The organism is Streptomyces sp. NBC_01235 (assembly GCF_035989285.1).
Lineage (GTDB): Bacteria > Actinomycetota > Actinomycetes > Streptomycetales > Streptomycetaceae > Streptomyces.
Genome location: NZ_CP108513.1, coordinates 10,558,922 through 10,584,618 on the forward strand (window position 1 = coordinate 10,558,922; position 25,697 = coordinate 10,584,618).

A 25,697-nucleotide genomic window follows, 5' to 3' on the forward strand; every position below is an offset into this window, starting at 1 on the left:
GAACGGCGTCGAGGCAGAGGTGCTCGACCAGCCGGAGCCGTAACCGCCCGGACGCCCCTTGCTCGGCAGCGCACCCGCGCCGAACGGCGCCCCACCACACGGAGGATGGATACCCCATGGCAGCTTCGGCAACGGCCGGTGCCGACGACGCGGTCTCTCCCGAGACGCTGCGCTCGGTGTTCCGGCAGCATGCGGCCGGCGTTGCGGTGATCACGGCGCAGGGTGACGAGCCCGTGGGTTTCACTGCCACATCGCTCAACTCGGTCGCCCTGGATCCGCCGCTCGTCTCGTTCGGCATCGCCACGTCGAACTCGTGCTGGCCGGTCATCGAGGAGGCGGAGTATGTGGGAGTGCATGTCCTCGCCGAACATCAGCGGGCACTGGGGGCCACGTTCGCCCACAGCGGTGCCGACCGCTTCGCCGCGCCGACGGCCTGGCGCCGCGGATACGGAGGCGTTCCCCTTCTGGACGGTGTCCTGGCCCGGCTCGTCTGCCGCGTGGTCGCCCGGGTACCCGCGCCCGGTCACCGGATCGTCCTGGCCGAAGCCCTCGTCGGCGGACTCGCCGGCCACGGCCAACCGCTGATCTACCACGACGGCGGTTTCACCGCGTTGAGCCGTCGCTCCTGATCACCACGCCCTGGCCCGACCTCGCGGGTCCGCGGTCGGCGCGTACGGGGGCTCCCTGAACGCCTCGTACATCGACTCGGCCACGGCCTGGGCGGTGTCGAGGCCGACGAGGTCGAGCAGACGCGGCGGCCCCATGGGGTGCGCGTAGCGGTCGGGCGCCTGAACGGCCCTTCGCCCAACTGCTCGGCGAAGTCACGGGTGCGCCGTGCGGTCTCCTGGCTGGTGGTGAGGAGGCGGCGGCCGGCCTCGACGGCGTCGGGCGCGGACTCGGCGACACGGATGCCGATACCGCTGCGGGCGGCGACTTCGACGATGCCGGAGCCCATGAAGCAGCATCCGACGACGCCGAGACGGGCAACGGGATCCACCGGCGGTCCCTTCCGACGAGTCGCCGCGGTGTGGTCCTCGGGGGCTGGGTCGGACCTTGCGGCGGTATGGGCCGCCCACCTGACCATGAGGACGGCGAAGCCGTGGGGCCGGTCGTGGTGGCGAGTCCGGAAGCCCCGCGCGCGTCCGCGTCTGAGGTGATCGCCGTCACAGATCGAGGACCAGGCGAGGCCCGCACGAGCGGGAGACGCAGATGAGCATGGTGTCGCCGGCGGCCCGCTCGTCCTCGGTCAGCAGCGAGTCGCGGTGGTCGGGCCTGCCGTCGAGTACGTCCGTCTCGCAGGTGCCGCACGTACCTTCCCGGCAGGAGAAGTCCACCACGACGCCGGCCTCCTCCACGATTTCGAGCACCGAACGGTCCGGCGGCACAGTGAGGGTGAGCCCGGAACGGGCGAGCTCCAGCTCGAAGGCCTCGGTCGGGCCGGACCCGGGTGTCTGCGCCGGGGCGAACCGCTCGACGCCCAGCGTGCCGGGGGGCCAGCCCGCGCACCGCTCCTGCACCGCTCGCAGCAGGGGTTCGGGGCCGCAGGCGTGCACCAGCGTGCCCTCCTCGGGTACGCCGAGATGGGCGGCGAGGTCCAGCAGGCCGTGCTCGTCCTGCGGACGGATGAGCACGCGGTCCCCGTGCGGGGCGAGACGGTCGAGGAACGCCATGGAGGTGCGGGTGCGGCCGCCGTACAGCAGACGCCAGTCGGCCCCCGCTGCCTCGGCGGCCTCGACCATGGGAAGTATGGGCGTGATACCGACGCCGCCGGCGACGAACAGATGGCGGGCGGCCGGCCGCAGAGGGAAGGTGTTGCGCGGTCCGCGGACCCGCACGGTGGTGCCTTCGCGCAGGTGGTCGTGGACGTACGCGGAGCCGCCGCGGCCCCGCGGCTCGCGCAGCACGGCGATCTGCCAGGCCCCGCGTTCGGCCGGGTGTCCGCACAGTGAGTACTGACGGATCAGCTCGCCGTCGCGGCCGTCTGCGCCGTCCAGGAGCACGTCGATGTGGGCGCCCGGCGTCCAGGCGGGGAGCATCCCGCCGTCGGGGCGGCGCAGGGTGAGGGAGACGACGCCGTCGGCCGCGAGGGTGCGGGCGGCCACCGTGAGAGTCGTCGGGGCAAAGGGAAGCGGGTCGTTCATGGCGGTTCAGCTCCGGGAGGTCAGGCCTGCGTCGGCACATGCAGCAACAGCGCGTCGCCCTGGCCGCCGCCCCCGCACAGGGCCGCCGCTCCGCTGCCGCCTCCGCGCCGCCGCAGTTCCGCCGCGAGGGTCAGCACCAGCCGGGCTCCGGTCATGCCGACCGGGTGGCCGAGCGCGATCGCTCCGCCGTTGACGTTCACCTTGTCCAGAGGGATGTCCAGCTCCCGCACGGAAGCCAGGGCCACTCCGGCGAACGCCTCGTTGATCTCGAACAGGTCCAGGTCGGCGGCCTTCAGCCGGCCGTCCCGGGACAGGGCGTCGCGGACCGCGCCGGCCGGCTGGACGAGCAGCGAGGGGTCGGGGCCCGCGACCGTGCCGTAGGCGCCGATCCCGGCGAGCGGGGTCAGGCCCTCCCGGCGGGCGCGCTCGGCGCTCATCACGACGACGGCCGCGGCGCCGTCGGAGAGCTGCGAGGAGTTGCCCGCGGTGATCGTGCCCGTCCTGGAGAAGGCCGGCTTCAGCCGCCCCAGGCTCTCTGCGGTGCTCCCCGGCCGAATGCCCTCGTCGGTGTCGACCACCGTCTCGCCCCGGCGCCCGGCCACGGTGACGGGGACGATCTCCTCGCACAGCGCACCCGACTCCTGCGCGTGGGCGGCCCTTTGATGGGACAGCGCGCTGTACTCGTCCTGCTCCTCGCGGGTCAGGGCGTACGGCTGCTGGTGCCGCTCGGTGGCAGCTCCCATGGAGACGCCGTCGAAGGCGCAGACGAGGGCGTCACGGTCGAGGGCGTCCTCCACCGCGGTCGAGCCGTACTTCCAGCCGGTGCGGGCTCCGCGCAGCAGGTGCGGGGCGCCCGACATGGACTCCATGCCGCCGGCGACGACCACCTCGTGACGGCCGGAGGCGATCAAGAGGTCGGCCAGGGCGATGGCGTGCAGCCCGGACAGGCAGAGCTTGTTGACGGTGCTCGCGGGGACGGAGAACGGAATGCCGGCGCGGACCGCGGCCTGCCGTGCCGAGTTGGGGCCGGCCCCGGCCTGCACGACATGGCCCATGACGACGGCTTCCACGGCTGCCGGGTCCAGGTGCACGGCGGCCAGCGCCGCGCCGATCGCGTGGGCGCCGAGGTCGACCGCGGACAGGGTGCTCAGGGCGCCCATCAGTTTGCCGAGGGGCGTCCTGGCCCCGGCGACGATGACGGATCCGGGCATGGCCGGGACCTCCTGGGGTGGGGGACGGGACGGTCAGACGGACGCGTCGACGGCACGTTCGGCGGTCATGTGGGCCGTCTCGTTCACCGAGTGCAGAACGATCCGGCCGCCGGGCATGCGCCGTACCCGGCTGACGGAGGTGTAGCCGGGGTGGAACCAGAACATCGTGGGCAGGCCGAGCACCGTCGCCAGGTAGGTGTTGGTGATGCCGCCGTGGCACACGGCCGCGACCCGCCCGCCGGGATGGGCGTCGAGGATGGTGTCCATGGCCCGTACGGCACGCGCGCGGAAGGCGTCCCAGTCCAGGTCGGGCACGAAGTCCTCGTAGCGTCCCTCGGCGAGCGCCGCCGCGCGGGGATCCTCCGCGCCGATCTGCTCCGGTGGCGTGTAGGGGTGCGAGACGTCCGTGTCCCACTCGCGCAGGTCGTCAAGGACGGTGGCGGTGATGCCGGTGAGCCGTTCCAGGGGTGCCACCGTCTCTCGGGCACGCTGGTACGGACTGGAGTACAGGGCGTCGACGTCCTCGTGCGCGAGCCAGGTGGCGAGGCGCTCCGCCTGGGCGCTGCCCTCCGGCGACAGCCCGGGATCGAACACGCCCGCCAGGGGGAGGCCGTGCCGGATGAGGAGGAGTTCGGTCATGGGTGATCCTTCGTACGCGTGAGGGACGGGCGGGTCGGCTCAGCCGGCGATGGTCCGTTCCGAGCTCCAATAGGGGCGGCGCATCGCACGTTTGTCGAGCTTGCCCATCGCGTTGCGCAGCAGCTCGGGGACGAACTCGTACGACTTCGGGCACTTGTAGGCGGCGAGGCGGTCTCGGCAGAACCGGTCCAGCTCCTCGGCCGGCGGCTCGTCGGCCGCGGCCACGACCAGCGCCCGCAGCGACTCGCCGAAGTCCGGGTCGGGCACGCCGATGACCGCGACCTCGGCGACCGCCCGGTGCTGCCGCAGGACCGCCTCGCTCTCGGCCGGGTACAGGTTCACGCCGCCGGAGACCACGACGTCCGCGGCCCGGTCGGTGACGAAGATGTAGCCGTCTCCGTCGACGTAGCCGATGTCGCCGAGCGTGAAGACGCCGGGGGAGAGATAGGCGGACCTGGTCTTGTCCGGGTCCGCGTGATAGCGGACGCCCTGGTCCTCCGGAGCCCGGAAGGCCAGCAGTCCGCGTTCGCCGGGCGGCAGTTGCCGGCCGTCGTCGTCGGTGACCAGGACCTCGAACGGGGGCCGGACACGCCCGACCGAGCCCGGGTGCGCCAGCCACTCGGCGCTGCTGATGCGGGCCACGGTTCCCGCCTCGCTGGCGCCGTACGACTCGGTCAGCACCGGGCCGAACCACTCGATCATGGCTCGCTTCACGTCCGGCGGGCACGCGGAGCCGGTGTGCGACACCTGCCGCAGGCTGGAGACGTCGTAGCGGGCGCGGACCTCTTCCGGGAGAGCGAGCAGCCGTTGGAAGTGGGTGGGCACCATCACCGTCGAGGAGACCCGCCACTTCTGCACACGGCTGAGGAACGTCTCCGCGTCGTACCTGTCGAGGACGACCACCGGCTGACCGGCCGTCAGGTGCCGCAGCGAGGTCAGCGGCGCGTTGTGCTGCAGCGGGCCGCACACCAGGTGCGGTCCCGGCGGGAATCCGGGGCGGGCGGCCATCGCGGCGAGGTAGGCGGAGCTGTCGGCGACCGGGCCGCTCACCCAGCGCACCTCGGTGCCGCGCGCCCGTCCGGTGGTTCCCGAGGTGTAGACGAGCGGAGGCCGGGCCGGCCGGCCCGTCGGGACGGTGCGCCCGGCGGGCGCGGCCGCGAGCCACGGGGCCCAGTCGAAGGCGTGCCCGATCGCCGGGGTTCCGTGCATCACGACCGGAAGGCCCAGTTCCCGGGCCGCGTCGAGGGCGGCACCCGCGCCCACCGGTCCGGCGATGATTCCGGTCACGCCCGCGTCGATGATCTGGTCGACGAGTTCGCCCGACGTGAGGTTGCGGGACGTGGCCACGGTCCCCACTCCGGCACGCAGGCCCGCCAGATGGGCGACCAGTGTCGGTATCGCGTTGTCGCCGAGGACGGCGACCCGGTCGTCGGGGCCGGGCGCGAGCTCCAGCAGCCGTGTCGTCGCCCGCGCCACCTGGTCGGCAAGGCCCGACCAGGACAGCACGCCCAGGTCGTCCGCCAGGGCGGGCTCGTCGGGTGTGTCCTGGGCGCGACGGTCGAGTGGCAGCAGCGACATGGCTCCTCCGGCGGCTCCTCGGCCTCTCCCGATTCGAGGGGAGAGGGGATGCGGGGACTGTAGCGTTTATCAAGAAAGTACGGAACACTCTGGTCTCGGACGGAGTCATTCCCCCAAGGTTCAGGGGTTGGGAAGGCGCACTCCCCGATCACTGTTACTGAAACTGTCATCTGGTAAGTGTCCGAGGAGGAGCCATGTCCCAGCCCGATCCGGACGCATGGCGTACGCAGGTCAGGCAGTGGCTGGCCGGTGTGCTCGAACCGGCGCGGGTGCCGGAGTCCGCCGGAGGGGCCGCCGATCTCGCCGTGTTCCACAACCTCCCGGAGGACGAGGAGCGCCTGCTCCTGGAGCGCTGCCGTGTCTACCAGCGAGCCCGCTTCGACGCCGGGTACCAGGCGCTGACCCTCCCCGAGGACAAGGGCGGCGCGGGCCTGACCGCCGCCCATGTGGCCGTCTTCGCCGAGGAGGAGTCGGCCTTCGAGGTGCCGCCGTCCACCGAGCTGATCAGTGTCACCGTGCGCCTGGTCGCGATGGCCGTCTCCCTGTTCGGGACGGCCGAGCAGCGTGATGCGTACGCGCGCGCGTTCCTGCGCACCGACCTGCTGGCCTGCCAGCTCTTCAGCGAGCCCGGTGCCGGGTCCGACCTCGCGGCCCTGCGCACCCGTGCCCGGCGGGAGGGTGAGGGCTGGGTGATCGACGGTCAGAAGGTGTGGACCTCGGGCGCCCAGTTCGCCGACTACGGTCTGCTGCTCGCCCGCACCGACCCGGACGTGGTCAAACAGGCCGGTATCACCGCCTTCCTGGTCCCGTTGGACGCCAACGGCGTCGAGGTGCGCCCCATCCGCCAGATGAGCGGCGGCGCCTCCTTCAACGAGGTCTTCCTCAGCGGCGTACGTGTTCCGGACCGGCTGCGGATCGGGCGACCGGGCCAGGGCTGGGAGGTCGCCACCACCACCCTCGCCCTCGAGCGGACGGCCTCCGGCGGCGGCAACCGTCGCAAGGGCGGCACTTTCGCGGACGTCCTCGCACTCGCCCGCTCCCTCGGCCGCACCGGAGAGCCGCTGGTCCGCCAGCGCCTCGCCGACCTGTACGTACGCGCCGCCCTGCGCGCGGCCACCGTGGACCGCGTCGCCAGGACCAGCGCAGCCGGCGGCCGGCCGGGCCCGGAGGCGTCGCTGACCAAACTCATGGCCTCCGACCTGCTCACCCGCACAGGGCAGGTCGCCGCCGAGCTGATGGGGGCGCGGATCAGCGCCGACACCGGGGAGGCAGGCACCTTCGCCTGGGCGCAGCACCTGCTCGGCGCCCCGGGTTACCGGCTGGCCGGAGGCACCGATCAGATCCAGCGCAACCTGATCGGCGAACGGGTGCTGAAGCTGCCGCCGGAGCCGCGCGCGGACCGGGCGCCGTTCTCCCAGCTTCCCGGCAACTGAGCGACTTCCCCGGCGCGTGAAGGACCTTCCGGGCCTGGGAGCCACCGGGACCGTTTCGGCAATCACAAAGGAGTGACATCGATGGATCTGGGACTGACAGGCGCGAAGGCGCTGGTGACCGGCGCGAGCCGGGGCATCGGCCGGGCGATCGCCACGACCCTGGCGGCCGAGGGCTGCGCGCTGGCGCTGTGCGCCCGGGGCGAGGAGGGGCTCGCCAAGGCCGCCGCCGAGCTGCGCGGCGAGGGGGCCACGGTGTTCGCGGAACCGGTCGACGTCACCGACTCGGCCGCCCTCGCGGGCTTCGTGGAGCGGGCGGCCGGCGAACTCGGCGGCCTGGACCTGGTGGTGTCCAACGTGTCGGCGGGCAACGTGAAGGGCCCCGAATCCTGGGAGGCCAGTCTGCGCGGCGACCTCATCCCGTTCGCGGGACTCGTCGAGGCGGCTCTTCCGTACCTTCAGGCCTCCGACCGGGCCGCCGTCGTGGCCATCGGCACCACCAACGCCTCCGACACCGCGCGCCCGGCCGGAGCGAACTCGTACTCCGCGCTCAAGGCGGCCGTCGTCCAGCACGCGTCGGCCCTCGCGCACGCCCTCGCGCCCAAGGGCATCCGCGTCAACACCGTCTCGCCCGGCCCGATCGACTTCCCCGGCGGCGCCTGGGAGACCATCCGCACCAGCCGCCCCGAGGTGTACGAGGAGGTGCTCGCCAAGCTGCCGATCGGCCGCTACGGCACCGCGGAGGACGTGGCGGCGGCGGCGGCGTTCCTGCTCGGCCGAACCGGCTCCTTCTGCGTCGGTGTCAACCTCGTGGTGGACGGCGGGCTGCTCACCCGCGTCCAGTACTGAGCCGTGGGGGGCCCGGCCGGCCGCCTGGACGCCGTACTGGTCTGCGGCGGCCGGTGGCACGACGTCGACTACGCGCGGCTCCGGCTGCTGGAGCTGCTCGGTGAGCATCCACGGGTGCGCACCACCGTGTATCAGGACTACGACTGCGTGGCCGCGCTCGAGAAGGCCGACCTGCTGGTCACCTACACCTGTGACGTCCGGCCCCGCCCGGCGCAGCGGGCCGCACTGGCCCGGTTCGTCGAGCGGGGCGGGCACTGGCTCGCCCTGCACGGCACCAACTCGGTGATCGAGCCGTCGACGAGTGGCGGGCCGAGGGTGTTCACCACTCCGCGGCTGCTCGGGGATGTGGCGCAGGTGCTCGGCAGCCAGTTCCTCGCCCACCCGCCGATCGAGCCGTACGAGGTGCTGGTGACCCGGCCCGGCCACCCCCTGGTCGCGGGGATCAGGCCTTTCACGGTCACCGACGAGCTGTACGTGTGCGAGCTGCACGGGGAGCTGGAGGTGCTGCTGCACGCCGAGTACACGGGGCCGTGCCGCGGTTTCGCCGAGGGCGACACGGCGGCCCGCGACCGCGCGCCCCGTCCGGTGCTGTACCTCAGGCGGCACGGCCTCGGCGAGGTCTGCTACTTCACCCTCGGCCACTGCCGGGGCCGCTACGACATCCAGGACCTCGGCGTGGACGACACCGGGCGAGTGGATCGCGGGCCATGGGAGACACCGGAGTTCCTGACGGTGCTGCGGCGCTGCGTGGAGCGCGCGGTGGGCGGGCGCAGCCCGGCGGGGGAGCGGGCCGGCGCCTGAGCGAGGCTCGGGCGCCGGCCCCTCTACGATCGCGGCTCAGGCGTGCGGCAGTACCACCGCGCGGCCGTTGATGTCCCCGGTGTGCAGACGCTCGTACGCCTCGGGCGTCTGTTCCAGCGTGAAGGTCTCGACGTGGGAGGACACGAGACCCTGCCGCGCGAGCTCGAGGACCTCCATGAGCTCCGTCCGGCTGCCCCAGTAGGGGAAGGAGGCCGACACCTCGAACGGCAGCCCGCCCCCGAAGCCGACGGCCAGCGTCCCCCCGCCGAGGCCGACGACCGTGACGTCGCCCTCCACCGCCACCGACGCGGCGGCCACGGCCAGGGTCGCCTCGGCTCCGACGAAGTCCAGGACGGCCTCCGCTCCCGTGCCGCCGGTGAGTTCCCGGATCCGTGCCGCCGCCTCGCCGTCGGAGAGCAGCGTCTCATGGGCGCCGACCTTCCCTGCCAGCTCCAGCTTCTCCTCGCTCACGTCGAGGGCGACGACCCGGGCCGGGGTCAGCACGCGCAACAACTGCACGGCGAGATGACCCAGCCCACCGACGCCGATCACCACCGCCGTGCTGCCGGGCAGCAGTTTCGGCAGCGACCTGCGGATCGCGTGATACGGGGTCAGTCCGGCGTCGGTGAGGGGGGCCGCCTGCACAGGATCGAGCCCGTTCAGCGGGACCAGGTGGCGGGGCGAGTCCACCAGCATGTACTCGGCCAGGGCACCGGGTGAGCCGAGCCCCGGCGGCAGGATGCCGAGGCCGGCGGAGTGCGGACAGCAGTTCTCCTTGCCCTCGGCACACGGGTGGCAGCGCCCGCAGCCCCACGGACCGTACACCGCCACCGCCTCGCCCTCCGCGACGGCCGTGACACCGGCGCCCACGTCCGCCACCGTCCCGACACCCTCGTGACCGAGTGTCATCGGCAGAGCGTAGGGAAACTGCTGCTCGGGCCAGCCCATCACCGCGAGGTCGGAGTGGCAGAGTCCCGCCGCCGTCACCTTCAACAGCACCTGCCCCGGGCCGGGTTCGGGTACCGGGACCTCCGCGACCTCGGGGGCGTGCCCCACCCGCCGGTACTGAACCGCCTTCATCCTCGGGCCTCCTTGTTCGTCATGGGATCCGGCCGGGTCCCCGTCCGGCGCCGCAGTACGGCGGGCAGGGCGATCCGGCCGCCCGTGAGGACCAGCGCCACGATGAGGACCGAGCCGGTGAACAGGCTCGCCGCCCACTGCGCGCTGGTGGCGAGCCCGAGTCCCGTGATGCCCGTGCCGAGCAGGAGGACCGCGAGTACCGTTCCCCAGGCGTTGAAGCGGCCCGCGCGCAACTGGGTCGCCCCGACGAACGCGGCGGCGTACGCCGACAGCAGATACGGGGTGCCCGCGGTCGGCGATCCGGATCCGACCGAGGACGCGAAGACGACGCCGGCGAAACCGGAGAGCAGGGCGGAGGCCACCAGCGTCAGAAAACGCAGCCGGTCGGTGCGCACCCCCTGCAGCCGGGCCGCGTCGGCGTTGAAGCCGGTCGCGTACAACCGCCGCCCGGTGGCGGTGTGTTCCAGCAGGAACCAGATGGCGAGGGCGGCGAGCAGCAGATACAGCACCGGCAGGGTGATGCCGCCGACGTCCAGCTGGGCGATGCTCGCGAACGGCTTCGCGAGCAACTGCACACCGGTGATCGAGCTGTCGTTGGTGACCATGGTGATCAGGGACTGGATCAGCGCGCCGGTGGCCAGGGTGGCGATGAACGAGTCGACGCGCAGGACCACCACCACGATTGCGTTGACGACTCCGACCAGCAGTGCCGCGGTCATCGCCAGGGCGATGGCCGTGCCGGGCCCGAGTCCGGCGGAGGCCAGGAAACGGGCGGTCAGCACGCTGGTGAGCGACATGGTGTAGGCGATCGAGAGGTCGAAGACACGTGCGGCCAGCGGCGGTACGACGCTGAGCGCCACCAGGCCTGCCACGGCGTTGCCGTTCAGCACCTGCTTGACCGTGATGGTGGTCGGGAACGTGTCGGGCGCCCAGACGGAGAAGAGCACGACGATGACCAGCCACACGTACACGGCGCCGATGTTCCGGAACGACAGGGCGGCCGCCGCCCGTCGGACCGGTGTCCCCGGTGGGGACACCTCGGATCTCTCCGGTACGGACGGCGGGAGCTCCGTCGCCCGGGTCGGGGTGGACGTCATGTCACTCGGTTCCTTCCAGGGCTCATGCCAGGGCTCATGTCACTCGGTTCCTTCCATGGCGTGCACGAGCGCGGGCTCGGTGATGTCCTGTCCGCTGATCTCCCGTGCGATCCGGCCGTCCCGCACCACCAGGACGCGTGTGCACAGCGCGAGCAGGTCCTGGGTGTCGGAGGACGACACGAGGACGCCCATGCCCTCATCGGCCTGACGCTCTATCAGGTCGTACAGCTGGAGGCGGGTGGCGATGTCCACTCCCGCCGTGGGTTCGCACAGCGTCAGCACCGGAGGGCGCTGGGCCAGACAGCGGGCCATGACGACCTTCTGCTGGTTGCCGCCGCTCAGTGTGGTGATCCGGGCGCCGGCCGGATGGCGGTCGGCCGTACGCACGCCGACCCGCCGGATCCACTCCTCCGCCAGGGCGGACTCGCGGCGTCTGCGCAGCCGGCCGGAACGGGCGCGCAGCCGGTCCAGGAGTGGCAGGGTGAGGTTCTCGCGGACCGAGAAGCCGCCTATCACCCCCTGGAGCGCCCGGTCCGCCGGGACCAGGGGCAGGCCCAGGCCGTCGGCGTCACGTGCCCGGGTCCACCGCTCGGAGCGTTCCGGCAGCCGCAGCGTGCCGCTCACCTGCCCGGTATGGGCCCCGCACACCGCGTACGGCACGATCTCGTGGCCGGAGCCGACCAGACCGGTGATGCCCAGGCGTTCGCCCCTGGCCAGGTCGAAGCCGACTCCCCGCAGCGGTCCGGCCCACAGGTCGCGGACCTCCAGCACGGGGTCGGTACGGCCGGAAGGGGGCGCCGGACGGTGCTCGGTCTCCATCTCCTCGCCCGCCATCAGCTCCGCCAGCGAACGCGGCGTGAGCTCGGCGACCGGGCGGGTGGCGATCCGGCGTCCGCCGCGGATCACGGTGACCCGGTCGGCGAGCGCGAAGATCTCGTCCATCCGGTGCGAGACGTACAGCACCCCGGCGCCGGCGTCGCGGACCTCCCGCACGATGTCGAAGAGGCGGGCCACTTCGCCGGGCGGCAGCACGGCGGTGGGCTCGTCGAGCACCAGGACACCGCGGCGGCCTTCCCAGCCCTGGAGCGCAGCGGCGATGGCCACCACCGTGCGCTGGACCGGGGTCGCCGTCGCCAGGGGCCGGCGCACGTCGATGCCGAGACCGAACCGTTCGACGAGGGCGTTGGTCCGCCTCTCCATCTCCGGCCAGCGGATGTTGCCGAGGGCCGTGCGGGCGAAGCCGTGACTGAGGGCGAGGTTGTCGATGGCGCTCAACTCGCCCACCAGACCCAGCTCCTGGTGGACGAAGCGGAGCCGGTCGTGCCGGGAGGCCGAGACCTGGCCGAGGTCGAAGGGCTCGCCGTCGAGTTCGGCCACCGCGCCCGGCTCCGCGTGGTGGTAGCCGGCGAGGATCTTGATGAGGGTGGACTTTCCGGAGCCGTTGGGCCCGATCAGGGCGTGGATCTCGCCTGGCGACACCTCGAGGTCGACGTCCTTCAGCGCCTGGGTGCCGCCGAATCTCTTCGACAGGGCGGCCACCCGCAGCAGCGGCCCGGTCAACTCAGTCCCCACAGCGCCTCGAACTGCTTCTGGTAGTCCTCGACGATCGGGAAGTCACCGAGCTGCGGCGGGAGGTTGTCCTTGGTGATCAGCATGTTGGGCAGCACCGCCTTCTGGTCCACGTCCATGGACTGGCCGGTGAAGTGGCGGGCCAGCGCGTCGACCTGGAGCCACGCGGCCTCGTGCGAGTTCAGTGCCATCGCGGCGTCGCTGAGGCCGCTCTGGATGTACTGGTAGTTCTGCGCGTCACCGACGTTCACGGCGATGTGCTTTCCGGTGATGCCGGCGGTCTTCAACGCGGCCGGGACACCCACGTTGAGCAGCCCCAGTGAGAAGACGACGTGGGTCACCTTCGGGTGCGAGCGGAGGTACGACACCACCCGGTCCGGTATGTCCTTGCCGATCGAGGTGATCGGCACGTCGACGGTGTCCAGCGCGCAGCCCTCGCACCACTCCTTGTACTTGGCCGCGAACGTGTCCTTGACGGGCTTGAGGATGGTGTAGGCGGGCAGGTCGAAGTAGACGGCGTCGGCCTGGGCGTTGCTGTCGGACACCACCCAGGAGGCGAGCATCTCGCCCTGGACGGCGACATCGTCGGGCGCGTTCTTGAGCAGGGAGATGCCGTCGCCCACCACGTCGTCGGCGTTCGACTGGATGACCGGGATGCCCGCCGCCTTCAGCTGCGCCAGCTGCTTGGCGTACACCGCGCGCGGGAATCCGGAGGAGACGACGGCGTCCGGCTTGTCGCGCAGCACCTGTTCGTAGGCGGCCTGGACGGACTCCGGCGTGCCCTGGGTGGCGATCTGCTTCACCTGCCAGCCGAGCTGGTTGGCGCCGGCGGTGAAGAAGTTGGCCAGGTCCTGGCAGGACTGCACGCCGCACAGAATGAAGTCGATCTTCTTGTCCGAGGGGATCTTCTTGCCCACCGGCTCGGTGACCGGGATCCGGTCCGGGTGCTCGGAGTACGTCTCCACGGCCTTGCGGGCGGCGATCAGGCCGGGGGAGTCCGAGGCCGCCGCCTTGGCGGAATCGGCGGCCGGAGTCGCCTCGGTGCCGCACGCCGCCAGGGCGAGCAGGGCACTGACGGGGACGATCGAGGTGAGCGCGCGACGGACCGCGCGGCCGGGTCTGGAACTCATCGTTGAGTACTCCCGAGGTGTGTCGCCCGAGCTGCCGCGACCCGCGTCGCTCCCGCGTCCGCGGCGGTCGGCTCCTGTCAGGCGGATCGATTCTGTGTCGCCCCGGGGCGGGGGGCCCGCGGTGCTGGGGCCGGGACGGGCAAAGATCGTCCCGGGACGGAGAAACTTATGAGGCACTACAGCCTCAAGTGGGTCGGAGTGTGACATGACCCGGCGGGCTTGGGGAGAGGGTCGCCGCAAGAAAATCCAGCCCCACGGTGAAATTGCGTGGTGACCTGGAGGGAACGGGGCTCGTTCGCCGACGAGACTGTTGCTCCCGGCTGCGCCTGATAACTACACTCACTCTAAAGTTTCTGCCGGAGGAGAGATGATGGACGAAACATCGGAGCTGGGCACGGCGCGGTGCCCCGGGCCCAGCGTCCAGGACTACCTCGACCAGGACAGCCGCCCCGTTCCCCCCGCCCTGCGGTACGAGCGCAACGACTTCCTCGGCAGCGAGGACATCGACACCGCCCGCTTCACCTCCCGCGAGTGGGCCGAACGCGAGATGCGGCAGGTCTGGCGGCGCGTCTGGCAGTTCGCCTGCCTGGAGAGCGAGATTCCCGAGGTCGGCGACCACGAGGTCTACGAGATCGGCGACGACTCCCTCATCGTCGTCCGCACCGCCCCCGGCGAGATCCGCGCCTTCGTCAACGTCTGCCTGCACCGCGGACGCAAACTGCGCACCGGTGGCGGCAACGTCAGCGAGTTCCGCTGCTCCTTCCACGGCTTCGCCTGGAACCTCGACGGCACGATGCGGACCCCGCCCTGCGCCTGGGACTTCCCGCACGTCACCCCGGAGAAGTTCGCCCTTCCCGAGGCCCAGGTGGCCACCTGGCGCGGCTTCGTCTTCATCAACATGGACCCGTACGCCGAATCCTTCGACAACTACCGAGGCACCTTCGACGACTACTACATCTGGCCGCTGGAGAACCGCTACAAGTCGCTGCACATCGGCAAGGTGCTGCCCTGCAACTGGAAGATCGCACAGGACGCGTTCATCGAGTCCTTCCATGTGATCGCCACACACCCGCAGATGCTGCCGTGGCTCGCCGACGCCAACTCGCAGTACGACGTCATGGCGGATCAGCCGAACTGGAACCGGATGATCAACATCCAGGGCGCGCCCAGCCCGCACGTGGCGGACTCCGTCACGGAGGAGGACGTCCTGGAGACCTTCTACGACTCACGCGCGTTCTATGCCGCCGCCCAGGGCCGTGACCTGGTGATGCAGGAGGGCGACGAACTGCCGGCGATCCCGCCCGGCGGCACCGCCCGTCAGGTCCTGGCCGCGCGGATGCGCGAGCAACTGGAGGCCACCTCGCACCAGGACTTCTCGCGGACCCCCGACACCGAACTGCTGGACGCCATCAACTACTTGCTGTTCCCCAATTTCAACCCCTGGGGCGGCGCCAAGTCGAACATCGTCTACCGGTTCCGGCCCCACGGCCTCGATCCCGACTCCTGCACCGCCGAGATCATCTTCATGTCGTCCCCGAAGCAGCCCGGCGAGATCCCGCCCCCGGCGAAGATTCGCTGGGTGCCGGAGGACATGCTCTTCGCCGACATCCCCGAACTCGGCGTGCTCGGACCCGTCTTCGACCAGGACTGCGAGAACCTGCCCTACGTCCAGCAGGGCCTGAAGGCGATGCGCAAGCCGGGCATCACGCTGGCCAACTATCAGGAGAGCCGCATCCGCCACTTCAACCGGACGCTCGACCAGTGGATGGACAAGTGACCCACCGGGTGGCGGTCAGACCCTCCGGCGTCGAGCTCGAAGTCCTTGCCGGCGAGGACCTGTTCACCGCCGCCCGGCGGCTCGGCTATCGCTGGCCCACCGTCTGCGGCGGCCAGGGCACCTGCCGTACCTGCTTCGTCCAGGTCGACGAGGGCGCCGAGAACTGTTCCCCCGTGGGCCCGTTGGAGCGCGAGGGCATCGAGTCCCTGCGCAGGCCGGTGGACGGCCTGACCCGGCTCGCCTGCCGGCTCCGGGTCGAGGGCCCGGTGACCGTGACCAAGCGCGGCGTGCGCCGCCGAGTGCAGGAGTGAGGCCCCCATGGCCAAGCAAGTGATCCACCCGCTGACCGGGCATGTGTACCGGCTCACCGAGGACGGACTGGTCGAGGTGACCGACCCCGGGACGGGGGCGCGGGGCGTCTTCGACTTCCAGGCCCGGTGGCAGTCGGGCGAACTGCGCCACGCGGACCTCCAGATGGCCGGCTGGGTCGGCCGCCTCGCCCAGCGGCGCACCGCGCCCCAGCCGGAGGAGTGACCCAGTGTCTCCTCGCACCACCCGGGTGGTCTGTCTGGTGCGCCGCCCCGAGAAAGAGCCGGCCCCCGGTGACTTCGCCGTCGAGGAACGCTCCCTGCCGCCCCTCGGCGAGGGGCAACTCCTCGTCCGCAATCTCTACATGAGCGTCGACCCGTCCATGCGCGGGCGGCTGGAGACCACCGAGAAGCACTACACGCACAACTTCACCCCCGGATCACCGCTCGACGGCCGGGCCCTCGGTGTCGTGGAGGAGAGCCGCTGTTCCTCCGTACCGCCCGGTGCCTTCGTACGTCATCAGCTGGGCTGGCGGGAGCGGGCCGTGCTGGACGGGGCGGACACCGACGGGGCGGATCGCATCGACCCGCAACTCGCCCCGCTGCCCACCTGGCTGGGGCTGCTCGGCCAGACCGGTTTCACCGCGTACGTGGGCCTGACCCGGATCGCGGCGATGCGCCCCGGCGACACCGTCTTCGTGTCGGCGGCGGCCGGGGCCGTCGGCACCGCCGCCGGCCAGTTCGCGCGCATGCTGGGCGCTGACCGGGTGATCGGGACCGCCGGCGGGCCGGACAAGTGCGCCCTGCTGGTCGAGGAGTTCGCCTACGACGGCGCCGCGGACTATCGTGCCGAGCCGGTGCGCGACGCGCTGGCCCGGCTGGCACCCGACGGCATCGACGTGTACTTCGACAACGTCGGCGGTGAGCAGCTCGCCGCGGCTCTGCACGCGCTGCGGACCGGTGGCCGGGTCGCCCTGTGCGGCATGATGTCCCAGTTCGGCGGCGACCGACGGACCGTGGACATCAACCACTTGATCCAGGCGGTACTCAAGCGGCTGACGTTGTGCGGTTTCATCGTCCGCGACCACGAGGATCTGCGGCCGGAGTTCGAGCGGCGGGTCGCGGGCTGGCTCGCCGAGGGCCGGATCACCCCGCGCGAGACGGTCGTGGACGGCCTGGACAACGCCGCGGGGGCGCTGCTGTCCCTGCTCGGCGGCGGCAACGTCGGCAAGATGCTGGTGCGGCTGGACGCTTCCCACTGAAGGCACGGAAAACGGCGCCCCCTGTCGGAGGGCGCCGTCTTTCAGCGCATGGGGCGTGACGCGGCGACGGTGTGGGCCGTCAGGGAGACCCCGACCCGGGTCAGCCCCGCCACGGCCGCCCGGAAGTCCTTGATGTGCGGGGTGGCGAAGTGCTCGTCGAGCGACTGCCGCGAGGTCCAGTGCTCGTACACCCGGATGCGCCGCTCGTCGGTGGGATCGGCGGTCATGGCGTAGTCGAGACAGCCGGGTTCCTCCTCGCGGGTTCGCCGGCCCAGCTCGACGAGGGCCTCCAGCATCGTGCCGCGGTCGCCGGGTTCGTAGTCCATCCAGCCGGCGACGATGATTTCCTCAGCCACGGAGGTCACGGGTTTCCTTACGTTGTAGGTGGGTTGGTTTCGGTCACTCGTAGGATCGAAAGACCCAGGGATGCCGGGTGTGGCTCATGGGTTTCCGCCCGTTGGTGGCTTGAAAGGATTGGCCGCCCGGCATCCCGCGACGACTCGACCACTCATTGGGATGCGCGGCACAAGATCGCTTGGTAAGGACACGCTGGCGAGGTCGTCTGCTGGGCTGTGAACGGATACGACTTCGGAGGTGGCCGTGCCCGAACTGTGGGCTGGTACGGATGCGGGCAAAGCCGCGCATCACTGCACGGTGATCGACACCGACGGCACGCGGCGGCTGTCGCGGCGGGTGGACAACGACGAAACCGCGCTGCTCAAACTGATCGCCGATGTGCTGGAGTTGAGCGACGGCGATCCGGTGACCTGGGCGATCGACCTCAACGCCGGCGGGGCCGCGCTGCTGATCGCGCTGCTGACCGACAACGGCCAGCAGGTCCTCTACATCCCCGGCCGTACCGTCCACCACGCTTCCGGCTCCTACCGGGGCGACGGCAAGAGCGACGCCAAAGACGCCTTCGTCATCGCCGACCAGGCCCGCATGCGCCGCGATCTGGAGCCGCTGCACCGGGGCGACGGCATCGCCGTGGACCTGCGGATCCTCACCTCGCGGCGCCTGGACCTGGCCGCCGACCGCACCCGGGCGATCAACCGGCTGCGGGCCCAGATGCTGGAGTACTTCCCCGCCCTGGAACGCGCCTTCGACTACAAGACGTCCAAAGCGGCCCTGGTCCTGCTGACCCACTACCAGACGCCGGCCGCCCTCCGGCGGACCGGCGGAAACCGGCTCGCGACCTGGCTGAAGAACCGCAAGGTCCGCAACTACCAGCTCATCGCCGCCACCGCGGTGGAGGCCGCCGAGGCCCAGCACACCGCCGTCGCCGGGGAGAAGCTGGCCGCCACCATGGTGGCCAGGCTCGCGAGGGAGGTGATGGCCCTCGATGAGGAAATCGCCGAGACCGACGCCCTGATCGAGGGCCGGTTTCGCGACCACCCGCACGCCGAGGTCATCCTGAGCATGCCCGGCCTCGGCCCCGTCCTGGGCGCCGAGTTCATCGCCCACACCGGCGGCGACCTGAGCGTCTTCGCCAGCGCCGACCGCCTCGCCGGCGTCGCCGGCCTGGCCCCGGTCCCCAAGGACTCCGGGCGCATCAGCGGCAACATGCGCCGACCACGGCGCTACTGCCGCCGCCTGTTGCGGGTCTTCTACATGTCCGCCATGGTCGCCGCCCGCTCCTGCCCCGTCTCCAGAGCCTTCTACGAACGCAAGCGAGCCGAGGGCAAGGGCCACAAGCAGGCGATCATCGCCCTCGCGAGGCGCCGCCTGAACGTCCTGTGGGCCCTCATACGCGACGGCCGCCCCTTCGAGCTCGCAGCACCACAGACGCCCGTCGAGCTGGGCTGACACGCTCACAACGAGTCACCAACCCGGGTTGACAACTCCATTGGGAATCCTTTCGCGGTCGTGCCCGCGGGCCCGCCGCTCCGGTGCAGGGGAAGCGACGGGCCCGCGGAGTTCTCAGCTGCCGAGCGGTGCGGGGACGCTGTCCACGGTGACCGTGCCCCGGTCGCCGTCGACCGTGATCACCATGCCGTCCCGCAGCCGTCGCGTACCGCCCTCGACGGAGATCACAGCCGGGATGCCCAGCTCACGGCAGACCACCACGGCGTGACTGTTGAGCGCGCCCACGTCCACGACGGCCGCTCCGGCGACCAGGAACAACGGGGTCCAGGCCGCATCCGTGATCGGCGCGACCAGCACCTCCCCGGGCTCCAGCGCCTCGCACGAGGCCGGGTCGGTGACCACCCGCACCCTGCCGGTGTACGTGCCGTGGCTGCCGCCCACACCCCCGAGCACATCACCCCCGACAGCCGCCGGAGTCCGCTCCTCGGCGCGTCGCGGCCAGCTGTCGATGTCGGTCCGCGCGTCGTCGGCGACGAAGAACGGCGGCTCCAGGTCGTGCAGGCCCGCGTACTCCTCGAGCCGCTGCGCGATCACGGGGCCGAAGGACTCCGGGGCGGCGACATAGTCGTCGAGTTCGGTGTCCAGCAGCATCATCACGTCCTCGGGCCGGGCGAAGAGCCCCGCCTCGACGCCGCGGCGACCGAGCTCCCGTACGGCCATGCGGATCTCGTTGACGACGGTGACACAGTTCGCCTTGGTGCGCTCGCGGGCCGGGATCCACACCTGGGAGGCGTGCATGCCGGCGTCGAACATGGGCTGCGTCTCCTCGGGCAGCGCGGCCCGGATCTCCCGCTCCGTCCGCTCACGCCCCTCGGTCAGCCGCTTTCGGCGGGCGGCCGGGGAGTCGTCGTCGGGACTGTGCCGGATCCGGTCGACCAGGGCCAGCGCCTGGACGGGCGCGGCCTCCCAGGACAGCGCGTGGATGTCCCACTCGTTGGGGCCACGGTCGCCGGACTCCGCCAGGAACTCCTCGAAGGAGTCACGGAACGCCTTCACGTCCCCGGTCGCGGCGTCGAGCGCCTGCTCCACCGCGGCCGGACCCCGGTCGAACAGCGCGCTCAGCTCGGCCGAGGCCGCCACCTGGCGGGACAGCGTCCACAGCCCGGTCGAGGGGGAGGCGGAGTCGACGTCGCCGAGACCGCCGATCAGGTCGAGCATGGCGCCGGGGCGGTCCACGCTCGCGCACAGCGGGCCGAGGATCGCCGGTCCGACGGACGCGGGCAGCGACGACTCGACGTGCCGCTGGAAGGTCGTCTCCACCTCGTCCAGCAACGACCGTGCGTGCGCCACCAGTTCGGCGTCGGACAGCTGCGTCGGGTCGGGGCGCGAGCGGCGCAGGGCGCGCAGCCGTTCCCGGTCGGCGTCGGCCTCCGGGAAGCCGGCCTGGCCGAGCATCCGCTGAAGCGTCGCGCCCGCCTTGGCGGTCAGCTCCTCGTCCTGGTCGTCCGGGTGTGCCACGTACTCCGGCGTGTCGGAACGCTGACCGACGAAGGCCGTGTCGATCTGGTCCGCCGTCTGGCCCATCCGGATGCCGAACAGCCGCATGTGGGACAGATTGAGGTAGAAGTGGCCGCCGAACATCCCGACGAACGGCGGCCGGGGACCGGCCACCTCCTCCTCGCGGTAGATGCCGAACCCGACGAAGCCCTTGCGCCAGCCCTGCAGTCCCCGCCCCCAGACGAGGGTCCAGCCCAGCGGGCTTGCGGGGTCCGGCAGGGTCTCGCCCGCGTTGGCCCGGGTGTAGTGCGGCAGCCGCTCACTGCGCTGCCAGTCCGTGATCCAGCTCTTCATGACCGAGGTCTCCCGCTTTCCGTACCCGCGCCTACCACTGCGCCGTTCCGCCGTCGACGCTGATCAGCGCGCCGGTGATACCCGCCCCGACCTCGCTCGCGAGCAGTGAGGCGACCGCCGCGATCTGCTCCACCGTGGTGATCTTCTTCGTGGCGGCGTGCTCGGCGAAGCGGCTCAGCCATTCCTCGTAACCGATGCCCTCGGCCTCGGCGGCGGCCGGCCCGGCGGCACGCATCAGATCGGTGTCGACGGCGCCGGGACAGATGGCGTTGCAGGTGACGCCCTGGGTGCCGTACTCGAAGGCGGTCGCCTTGGTGAGGCCGTGGATGGCGTGCTTGTTGGTGATGTAGTGGCTGATCCCCGGCTTGTTGGCCTGCTTGCCCTCGACGGAGGAGATGTTGATGATGCGGCCCCAGCCGCCCTCCAGCATCTTGGGCAGCGCCCGCCGGGTGCCGTAGAAGTAGTTGTTGACGTTCAGGTTGAGGGCGTCGTGCCAGGCCTCGTCGCTGAGCTGGTGGATCGGGGCGAAGCCGGAACTGCCGCCGACGTTGTTGACCCAGATGTCGAGCCTGCCGAAGCGTTCGGCGGCGAAGTCGGCGAGGCCCTCGATGTCCTCCTGGCTGCCTGCGTCACAGGGGTGGAAGACGGCCCGGTCCCCGGCGCCCATCTCCTCCAGGGCCTGCTTGCCCTTGACCTCGGAACGGCCGCTGACGACGACCGTGGCGCCGTCCGCCAGGAACTGCTCGGCGATGGCGCGGCCGATGCTGCGCGTGCTGCCCGTGATCACCGCGACACGTCCGTCGAGGCTGCCCGTAGCCACCATGGTGTTCTCCCGCGAGTGTTGTTGGTTGCTCACCTGGCGGCTCTTGCGCCGGTGGCGCCGTTTTCCAGGTGTTCGTGGATGGTGCGGTGGAAGTGCTGGAGTCCGGGCTCGTTGCGTCCGAAGACGAAGTCGGTCCCGTCGAGGGCCTTCAGGCCCTGCTGGACTCCGTAGGTGGTCGCGTAGTCCTCGTCACGGACCACCTCGTGGAACCACTCGCCGAACCGGTCGGCGGCCTGGCGTTCCTCCTCGGTGACCGCCGGTTCCCGCAGCAGGATGATCTGCTGGGTCACCGACTCGGTCGCCGTGCGGGGGAGCACCAGGGAGACGGCGATCTTCTGGCGCCAGCCGCCGGCGATCGCGAGGCCGGGGTAGAGCCAGTAGATGGGCCCGACACAGTCGCCGGGGTCGCGTCGGTCCGGCGGCAGCTCGACCGCCTGCGCGATGGGGCGCAGGGCCGGTGCGATGCGCTGATGGGGGCCCCAGGTGTCGTGGGCCATCATGTTCGAGAGGTTCGTCTCGAACACCGTCTTCGGGTGCAGCGAGGCGAAGTGGTACGTCTCCAGGTACCCGTCCAGGGTGACCTTCCAGTTGGGACTGGTCAGCTCGCTGGTGGCGTAGTGGTGGCACTCCGCCAGCCGCAGGCCCTCCAGCAGGGGCTGCAGATCGCCCAGCCAGCCGTCCAGGTCGGGCTCGGACGCCGGGTCCAGCGAGACGAAGACGATTCCCGCGCGCTCCCCGGCCGGGAGCCCGACGAGGCTGCGGCCCTCGCGCGGGACCTCGCCGAAGGTCTTCTCGGCGTACACGCCCCGCAACTCCCCGGCCAGGTCGTAGGACCAGGAGTGATAGGGGCAGGTGAGCCGCTTCGACACCCCGCAGCCGGGTTCGAGGAGCTTGGCCCCCCGGTGCCGGCACGCGTTGATCATCGCGTGCACGGCGCCCTGTCGGTCGCGGGTGATCAGCACGGGGATGCCGAGCACGTCGATCGCCTTGTAGGTGTTCGGCCCGGGAAGCTCGCAGGACATGGCGAGCGGCAGCGGGACGCTCCGGTGGACGGCGTCCGTCTCGCGCTGCCAGCGGTCGGCGTCGAGGTAGTTGGCCACGGGTTCCGTCCACTGGCCGTCCGCCTCGTGCGTCGTGTTGTCGCGGTAGTGCGCCATCACCCGCTCGACGAGTTCGGCGGCCTCCCGCCGCATCGTCAGGGACGCGGCGTCGGTGGAGCGGTCCTGGCTGATCCATGAGGAGTATTCGGGAGCCGAGGGGGTCGGGGCCGGCGTTCGGCGCGCGGCATCTGTTTCCCGAATCTCCGGCGAACTGGTCTGGACCACGATGTCCTCACAATCCTCCCAGCCGCGAGCCGGTGACGGGCTTGGGAATGCGACGGCTGGGTTGTGTCCGAAACTGCAACAGGACTTAGTGTGCTCTGTCAATAGAAAGTGGCGAAGTAGCCGCTCGACGTCCCGTGGGGGTGGGCGCGATGGTCATGACCCTGCCGTTCGAGGTGGGCGTGGTGGTGCGGGACCTGGAGCTCATGGAGCGCTTCTACTGCGACGTGCTCGGCTGCCGCGCCGGGCACCGCTCGCGCGTCCCGGAGTCCATCGGCGGCCCGGCCGGGCTCGGCGGCGAGCTGGTGGTCGTCTGGCTGGACGTGCCCTCCGGGGGGCGCGTCAAGTTGATCCTTCCCCGGTCGTCCCCAGTGGCGGCACCTGTGCCGGCCGTGCCGACCGGGCGCCTGGGCCTGTCGTATCTCACCTTCCATCTCGACGACATGGACCCCGTGGTGGCGGAGTTGCGGGCCGTGGGTGCCCGGCCGCTGTCGGAACCGGCCGTCGTCCCGGCGCGCGGCCGGCGGATCAGCTTCTGGGGCGACCCGGAGGGCAATGTCGTGGAGTTGGTGGACGAGCGCGGACCGACCCGGCCGGGGGCATAGTAATTAGAGACGCTCTTCAGTAAGGTGCCCGTGCTGGTTACTGTAGACCGGCACAAGAAAGTCCGATTGCTTGGCAACCTCCCTCGGGCGAAGGGGCGGACATGGCCCAACGAGCTTCAACGGCGTCGAAGGAATCCCCGCAGGTCATCATGGATCTGCATGAGCGCATGGTGCGCATCCGGCTGTTCGAGACCGAAGCGGGAAAGCTCATGGAGGCGGGCAGACTGCCCGGTTTCCTGCACCTGTATGTCGGCCAGGAAGCCGTGGCCGCCGGCGTGATGGCGGCCCTGCGCGACGACGACCAGATCACCTCCACCCACCGCGGCCACGGACACGCCGTGGCCAAGGGCGTGGGCTTCCGCGAGATGTACTCCGAGCTCTACGGCCGGGTCACCGGCGCCTGCCTCGGCCGCGGCGGCAGCATGCACATCAACGACCCCACCCGCGGCATGCTCGGCGCCAACGGCATCGTCGGGGCGGGCGTCCCGATCGCCGTGGGCGCCGCCTTCGCCGCCCGGTACAAGGGCGAGGACAGCGTCGCCGTGACCTTCTTCGGCGACGGCGCGACCAATATCGGCGCCTTCCACGAGGGTGCCAACATGGCCGCGATCCTGGGCCTGCCCGTGGTCTTCGTCTGCGAGAACAACGGCTACGCGGAGTTCACCCCGCAGTCCGGGCACATGCTGCTCACCGACGTCGCAGACCGGGCCGCCTCCTACGGCATGCCCAGCGTGATCGTCGACGGCATGGACGCCGTCGCCGTCCACCGCGCCGCCACGGAAGCCGTCGAACGGGCCCGGGCAGGCGCGGGCCCGATGATGATCGAGGCCAAGACCTACCGCTATTACGACCATCAGGGCGTCAAGGGCCTGCGTCACCCCTACCGCTCGGACGACGAGGTCGCCGAGTGGAGGTCCCGCGACCCCATCGACCTGATCGAGGCCCGGGCGGTCGCCGAAGACACCGCGACCCGTGCGGAGCTGGACGACGTGTGGCGGCGCACGCGCGAGGAGATCGCCGAGGCCATCGCCCACGCCGAGGCGAGCCCGCTGCCCGACCCCGCCGACCTGCTGCTCAACGTCTACTCGGGTTGACTTCCTCCCCCGCCTGAAGGCGGGGGGTTCCAGCGGTCGCCCGCTGGGTTTCCTGCTTCACCGACGACTGCCCCGTCCGGGAGGGCTCCCGTTGAGGTCTTACACCGTCTCCACAGGCAGACGCCGCCAGCCCGGCGGCCAGGATGTTGCGTGCCGCGTTCGCGTCGCGGTCGTGCACTGCACCGCAGTTGTCGCACGCCCACTCGCGGACGTTCAGCGGCAGCTTCTCGCGGACCGTGCCGCAGTTCTCGCACAGCTTGCTGCTGGGGAAGAAGCGGTCGATCATGACGAGTTCGCGCCCGTACCAGGCGCACTTGTACTCCAGCATCGACCGGAGTTCCGTCCACGACGCATCGGAGATGGCGCGCGCGAGCCTGCCGTTCTTCAGCAGGTTGCGGACGGTGAGGTCCTCGATCACGACCGTGTGGTTCTCACGGACGAGTCGAGTCGACAGCTTGTGGAGGAAGTCCCGCCGGCGGTCGGTGATCCGCGCGTGGACGCGGGCGACCTTGCGGCGGGCTTCCTCCCGGTTGGCGGAGCCCTTCGCTTTGCGCGACAGCTCCCGCTGGGCGCGGGCGAGGCGGGCCCGGTCTCGGCGCTCGTGCCGGGGGTTGGTGATCTTCTCCCCGGTGGACAGGGTCACCAGGGAGGTGATCCCGGCGTCCAGGCCGACCGCCGCCCCGGTGGCGGGAGCCGGGGTGATGGCGTCCTCGCAGAGCATCGTGACGAACCAGCGCCCCGTGCTGTCGCGGGACACGGTCACCGTAGTGGGCTCCGCGCCCTCAGGAAGGGGGCGCGACCAGCGGATGTCCAGGGGCTTCGCCATCTTCGCCAGCGTCAGCTTCCTGTCACGCCACTTGAAGGCGCTGCGGGTGTACTCGGCCGACGCGCGGGACTTCTTCCGGCTCTTGTAGCGCGGGTACTTGGCCCGCTTGGCGAAGAAGTTCCCGAACGCCGTCTGGAGATGCCGCGGTGCCTGCTGGAGCGGGACGGAGGACACCTCCGCCGGGAAAGCGAGTTCCCCGGTCTTCTTCCACTCCGTCAGCGCGGCGGACGACTGCACGTAGGAGACCCGGCGCTGCTCGCCGTACCAGGCGCGCGTGCGCTCCTCCAACGCCTTGTTGTATACGAGGCGGACGCAGCCGAACGTGCGGGACAGCTCGACCGCCTGCTCGTCCGTGGGGTGGAAGCGGTACTTGAAAGCACGCTTGACCTGCTGCGTCACATCTCACACGCTCTCAGATTCCATGTGAGCGAGGGGTGTCGGTCGGTGACTGGCGGACTCAGAATCGCCCTGGCGGCGACTCGGCTCTCCCCACTCCGC

General features: G+C 71.2%; 25 protein-coding genes and 1 pseudogene. 11 read left to right on the forward strand and 15 right to left on the reverse strand.

Annotated elements, in window-relative coordinates:
- Positions 1–116 precede the first annotated feature (116 nt).
- Positions 117–629, forward strand: coding sequence for a flavin reductase family protein (locus tag OG289_RS47250; RefSeq protein WP_327320192.1), 513 nt, complete (start codon positions 117–119; stop codon positions 627–629).
- Here the strand turns inward: OG289_RS47250 and OG289_RS49920 are convergent, their stop codons facing one another.
- The 6 genes and pseudogenes from OG289_RS49920 to OG289_RS47275 all read right to left on the reverse strand — a co-directional run bounded on the left by OG289_RS49920 (position 630) and on the right by OG289_RS47275 (position 5,569).
- Complete coding sequence (locus OG289_RS49920; RefSeq protein ID WP_442819050.1) at positions 630–764, reverse strand: 3-hydroxyacyl-CoA dehydrogenase family protein; 135 nt, start codon at positions 762–764, stop codon at positions 630–632.
- A 119-nt stretch (positions 765–883) separates the two neighbouring features.
- Positions 884–1,084: pseudogene (locus tag OG289_RS49925) on the reverse strand (hypothetical protein); the annotation flags it as partial.
- 79 nt (positions 1,085–1,163) lie between these two features.
- On the reverse strand, positions 1,164–2,141 hold the full coding sequence (locus tag OG289_RS47260; protein WP_327320193.1) for a PDR/VanB family oxidoreductase: 978 nt from the start codon (positions 2,139–2,141) through the stop codon (positions 1,164–1,166).
- 20 nt (positions 2,142–2,161) lie between these two features.
- Positions 2,162–3,352, reverse strand: a complete 1,191-nt coding sequence (locus OG289_RS47265) for an acetyl-CoA C-acyltransferase (protein WP_327320194.1) — start codon at positions 3,350–3,352, stop codon at positions 2,162–2,164.
- Positions 3,353–3,385: 33 nt separating this feature from the next.
- Positions 3,386–3,991: a histidine phosphatase family protein gene (locus tag OG289_RS47270; protein WP_327320195.1), complete on the reverse strand. Its 606-nt coding sequence runs from the start codon at positions 3,989–3,991 to the stop codon at positions 3,386–3,388.
- A 39-nt stretch (positions 3,992–4,030) separates the two neighbouring features.
- Positions 4,031–5,569 (reverse strand): AMP-binding protein, encoded by a 1,539-nt coding sequence (locus OG289_RS47275; RefSeq protein WP_327320196.1) that lies wholly within the window; start codon positions 5,567–5,569, stop codon positions 4,031–4,033.
- Between the two features lie 194 nt (positions 5,570–5,763).
- Between OG289_RS47275 and OG289_RS47280 the strand changes: the two genes are divergently transcribed.
- From OG289_RS47280 to OG289_RS47290, 3 genes are all read left to right on the forward strand, one after another.
- Positions 5,764–7,002 carry an acyl-CoA dehydrogenase family protein gene (locus OG289_RS47280; RefSeq protein WP_327320197.1) on the forward strand — a complete coding sequence of 413 codons (1,239 nt, stop codon included), beginning with the start codon at positions 5,764–5,766 and terminating at the stop codon, positions 7,000–7,002.
- Between the two features lie 81 nt (positions 7,003–7,083).
- Positions 7,084–7,848: an SDR family NAD(P)-dependent oxidoreductase gene (locus OG289_RS47285; protein WP_327320198.1), complete on the forward strand. Its 765-nt coding sequence runs from the start codon at positions 7,084–7,086 to the stop codon at positions 7,846–7,848.
- A 3-nt stretch (positions 7,849–7,851) separates the two neighbouring features.
- Entirely contained in the window at positions 7,852–8,649 is a 798-nt protein-coding gene (locus OG289_RS47290; RefSeq protein WP_327320199.1) for a ThuA domain-containing protein, read from the forward strand.
- Positions 8,650–8,685: 36 nt separating this feature from the next.
- Here OG289_RS47290 and OG289_RS47295 read toward each other — a convergent pair whose 3' ends face one another.
- The 4 genes from OG289_RS47295 to OG289_RS47310 are packed head-to-tail and all read right to left on the reverse strand — an operon-like array spanning position 8,686 to position 13,525.
- Positions 8,686–9,729, reverse strand: coding sequence for an NAD(P)-dependent alcohol dehydrogenase (locus OG289_RS47295; protein WP_327320200.1), 1,044 nt, complete (start codon positions 9,727–9,729; stop codon positions 8,686–8,688).
- Positions 9,726–10,826, reverse strand: a complete 1,101-nt coding sequence (locus OG289_RS47300; RefSeq protein ID WP_327320201.1) for an ABC transporter permease — start codon at positions 10,824–10,826, stop codon at positions 9,726–9,728. The genes OG289_RS47295 and OG289_RS47300 overlap by 4 nt, the downstream gene beginning before the upstream one ends.
- 39 nt (positions 10,827–10,865) lie before the next feature.
- Positions 10,866–12,398, reverse strand: coding sequence for a sugar ABC transporter ATP-binding protein (locus tag OG289_RS47305; RefSeq protein ID WP_327320202.1), 1,533 nt, complete (start codon positions 12,396–12,398; stop codon positions 10,866–10,868).
- The gene (locus OG289_RS47310; protein ID WP_327320203.1) at positions 12,383–13,525 is read right to left on the reverse strand and encodes a sugar ABC transporter substrate-binding protein; all 1,143 of its coding nucleotides are present in this window, start codon (positions 13,523–13,525) and stop codon (positions 12,383–12,385) included. The genes OG289_RS47305 and OG289_RS47310 overlap by 16 nt, the downstream gene beginning before the upstream one ends.
- A gap of 367 nt (positions 13,526–13,892) precedes the next feature.
- Between OG289_RS47310 and OG289_RS47315 the strand changes: the two genes are divergently transcribed.
- From OG289_RS47315 to OG289_RS47330, 4 genes are read left to right on the forward strand one after another with little or no spacing between them, the layout of a single operon-like run.
- Positions 13,893–15,302: an aromatic ring-hydroxylating oxygenase subunit alpha gene (locus OG289_RS47315; RefSeq protein WP_327320204.1), complete on the forward strand. Its 1,410-nt coding sequence runs from the start codon at positions 13,893–13,895 to the stop codon at positions 15,300–15,302.
- On the forward strand, positions 15,287–15,613 hold the full coding sequence (locus OG289_RS47320; protein ID WP_327320205.1) for a 2Fe-2S iron-sulfur cluster binding domain-containing protein: 327 nt from the start codon (positions 15,287–15,289) through the stop codon (positions 15,611–15,613). The genes OG289_RS47315 and OG289_RS47320 overlap by 16 nt, the downstream gene beginning before the upstream one ends.
- Before the next feature lie 7 nt (positions 15,614–15,620).
- A complete protein-coding gene (locus OG289_RS47325; RefSeq protein WP_327320206.1) occupies positions 15,621–15,836 on the forward strand; it encodes a transposase in 216 nt (71 codons plus the stop codon).
- Positions 15,837–15,840: 4 nt separating this feature from the next.
- Entirely contained in the window at positions 15,841–16,872 is a 1,032-nt protein-coding gene (locus OG289_RS47330) for an NADP-dependent oxidoreductase (RefSeq protein ID WP_327320207.1), read from the forward strand.
- Between the two features lie 41 nt (positions 16,873–16,913).
- Here OG289_RS47330 and OG289_RS47335 read toward each other — a convergent pair whose 3' ends face one another.
- Positions 16,914–17,237 (reverse strand): putative quinol monooxygenase, encoded by a 324-nt coding sequence (locus OG289_RS47335; RefSeq protein WP_327320208.1) that lies wholly within the window; start codon positions 17,235–17,237, stop codon positions 16,914–16,916.
- A gap of 235 nt (positions 17,238–17,472) precedes the next feature.
- On the opposite strand from OG289_RS47335, the gene OG289_RS47340 reads away from it, so the two are divergent.
- Positions 17,473–18,678 (forward strand): IS110 family transposase, encoded by a 1,206-nt coding sequence (locus tag OG289_RS47340; protein WP_442819071.1) that lies wholly within the window; start codon positions 17,473–17,475, stop codon positions 18,676–18,678.
- Positions 18,679–18,792: 114 nt separating this feature from the next.
- Here OG289_RS47340 and OG289_RS47345 read toward each other — a convergent pair whose 3' ends face one another.
- The 3 genes from OG289_RS47345 to OG289_RS47355 are packed head-to-tail and all read right to left on the reverse strand — an operon-like array spanning position 18,793 to position 22,677.
- On the reverse strand, positions 18,793–20,529 hold the full coding sequence (locus tag OG289_RS47345) for a PEP-utilizing enzyme (RefSeq protein ID WP_327320209.1): 1,737 nt from the start codon (positions 20,527–20,529) through the stop codon (positions 18,793–18,795).
- Between the two features lie 31 nt (positions 20,530–20,560).
- Positions 20,561–21,385 carry an SDR family NAD(P)-dependent oxidoreductase gene (locus tag OG289_RS47350; protein WP_327320210.1) on the reverse strand — a complete coding sequence of 275 codons (825 nt, stop codon included), beginning with the start codon at positions 21,383–21,385 and terminating at the stop codon, positions 20,561–20,563.
- A complete protein-coding gene (locus tag OG289_RS47355) occupies positions 21,382–22,677 on the reverse strand; it encodes an aromatic ring-hydroxylating oxygenase subunit alpha (RefSeq protein WP_327320211.1) in 1,296 nt (431 codons plus the stop codon). The genes OG289_RS47350 and OG289_RS47355 overlap by 4 nt, the downstream gene beginning before the upstream one ends.
- A gap of 155 nt (positions 22,678–22,832) precedes the next feature.
- Here OG289_RS47355 and OG289_RS47360 point away from each other — a divergent pair, with 155 nt between their 5' ends.
- Positions 22,833–23,279, forward strand: coding sequence for a VOC family protein (locus tag OG289_RS47360; RefSeq protein WP_327320212.1), 447 nt, complete (start codon positions 22,833–22,835; stop codon positions 23,277–23,279).
- A 101-nt stretch (positions 23,280–23,380) separates the two neighbouring features.
- Complete coding sequence (locus OG289_RS47365) at positions 23,381–24,373, forward strand: thiamine pyrophosphate-dependent dehydrogenase E1 component subunit alpha (protein WP_327320213.1); 993 nt, start codon at positions 23,381–23,383, stop codon at positions 24,371–24,373.
- On the opposite strand, the gene OG289_RS47370 is transcribed toward OG289_RS47365, so the two are convergent.
- Positions 24,354–25,598 (reverse strand): RNA-guided endonuclease InsQ/TnpB family protein, encoded by a 1,245-nt coding sequence (locus OG289_RS47370; RefSeq protein ID WP_327320214.1) that lies wholly within the window; start codon positions 25,596–25,598, stop codon positions 24,354–24,356. The genes OG289_RS47365 and OG289_RS47370 overlap by 20 nt on opposite strands.
- Between the last annotated feature and the right edge of the window lie 99 nt (positions 25,599–25,697).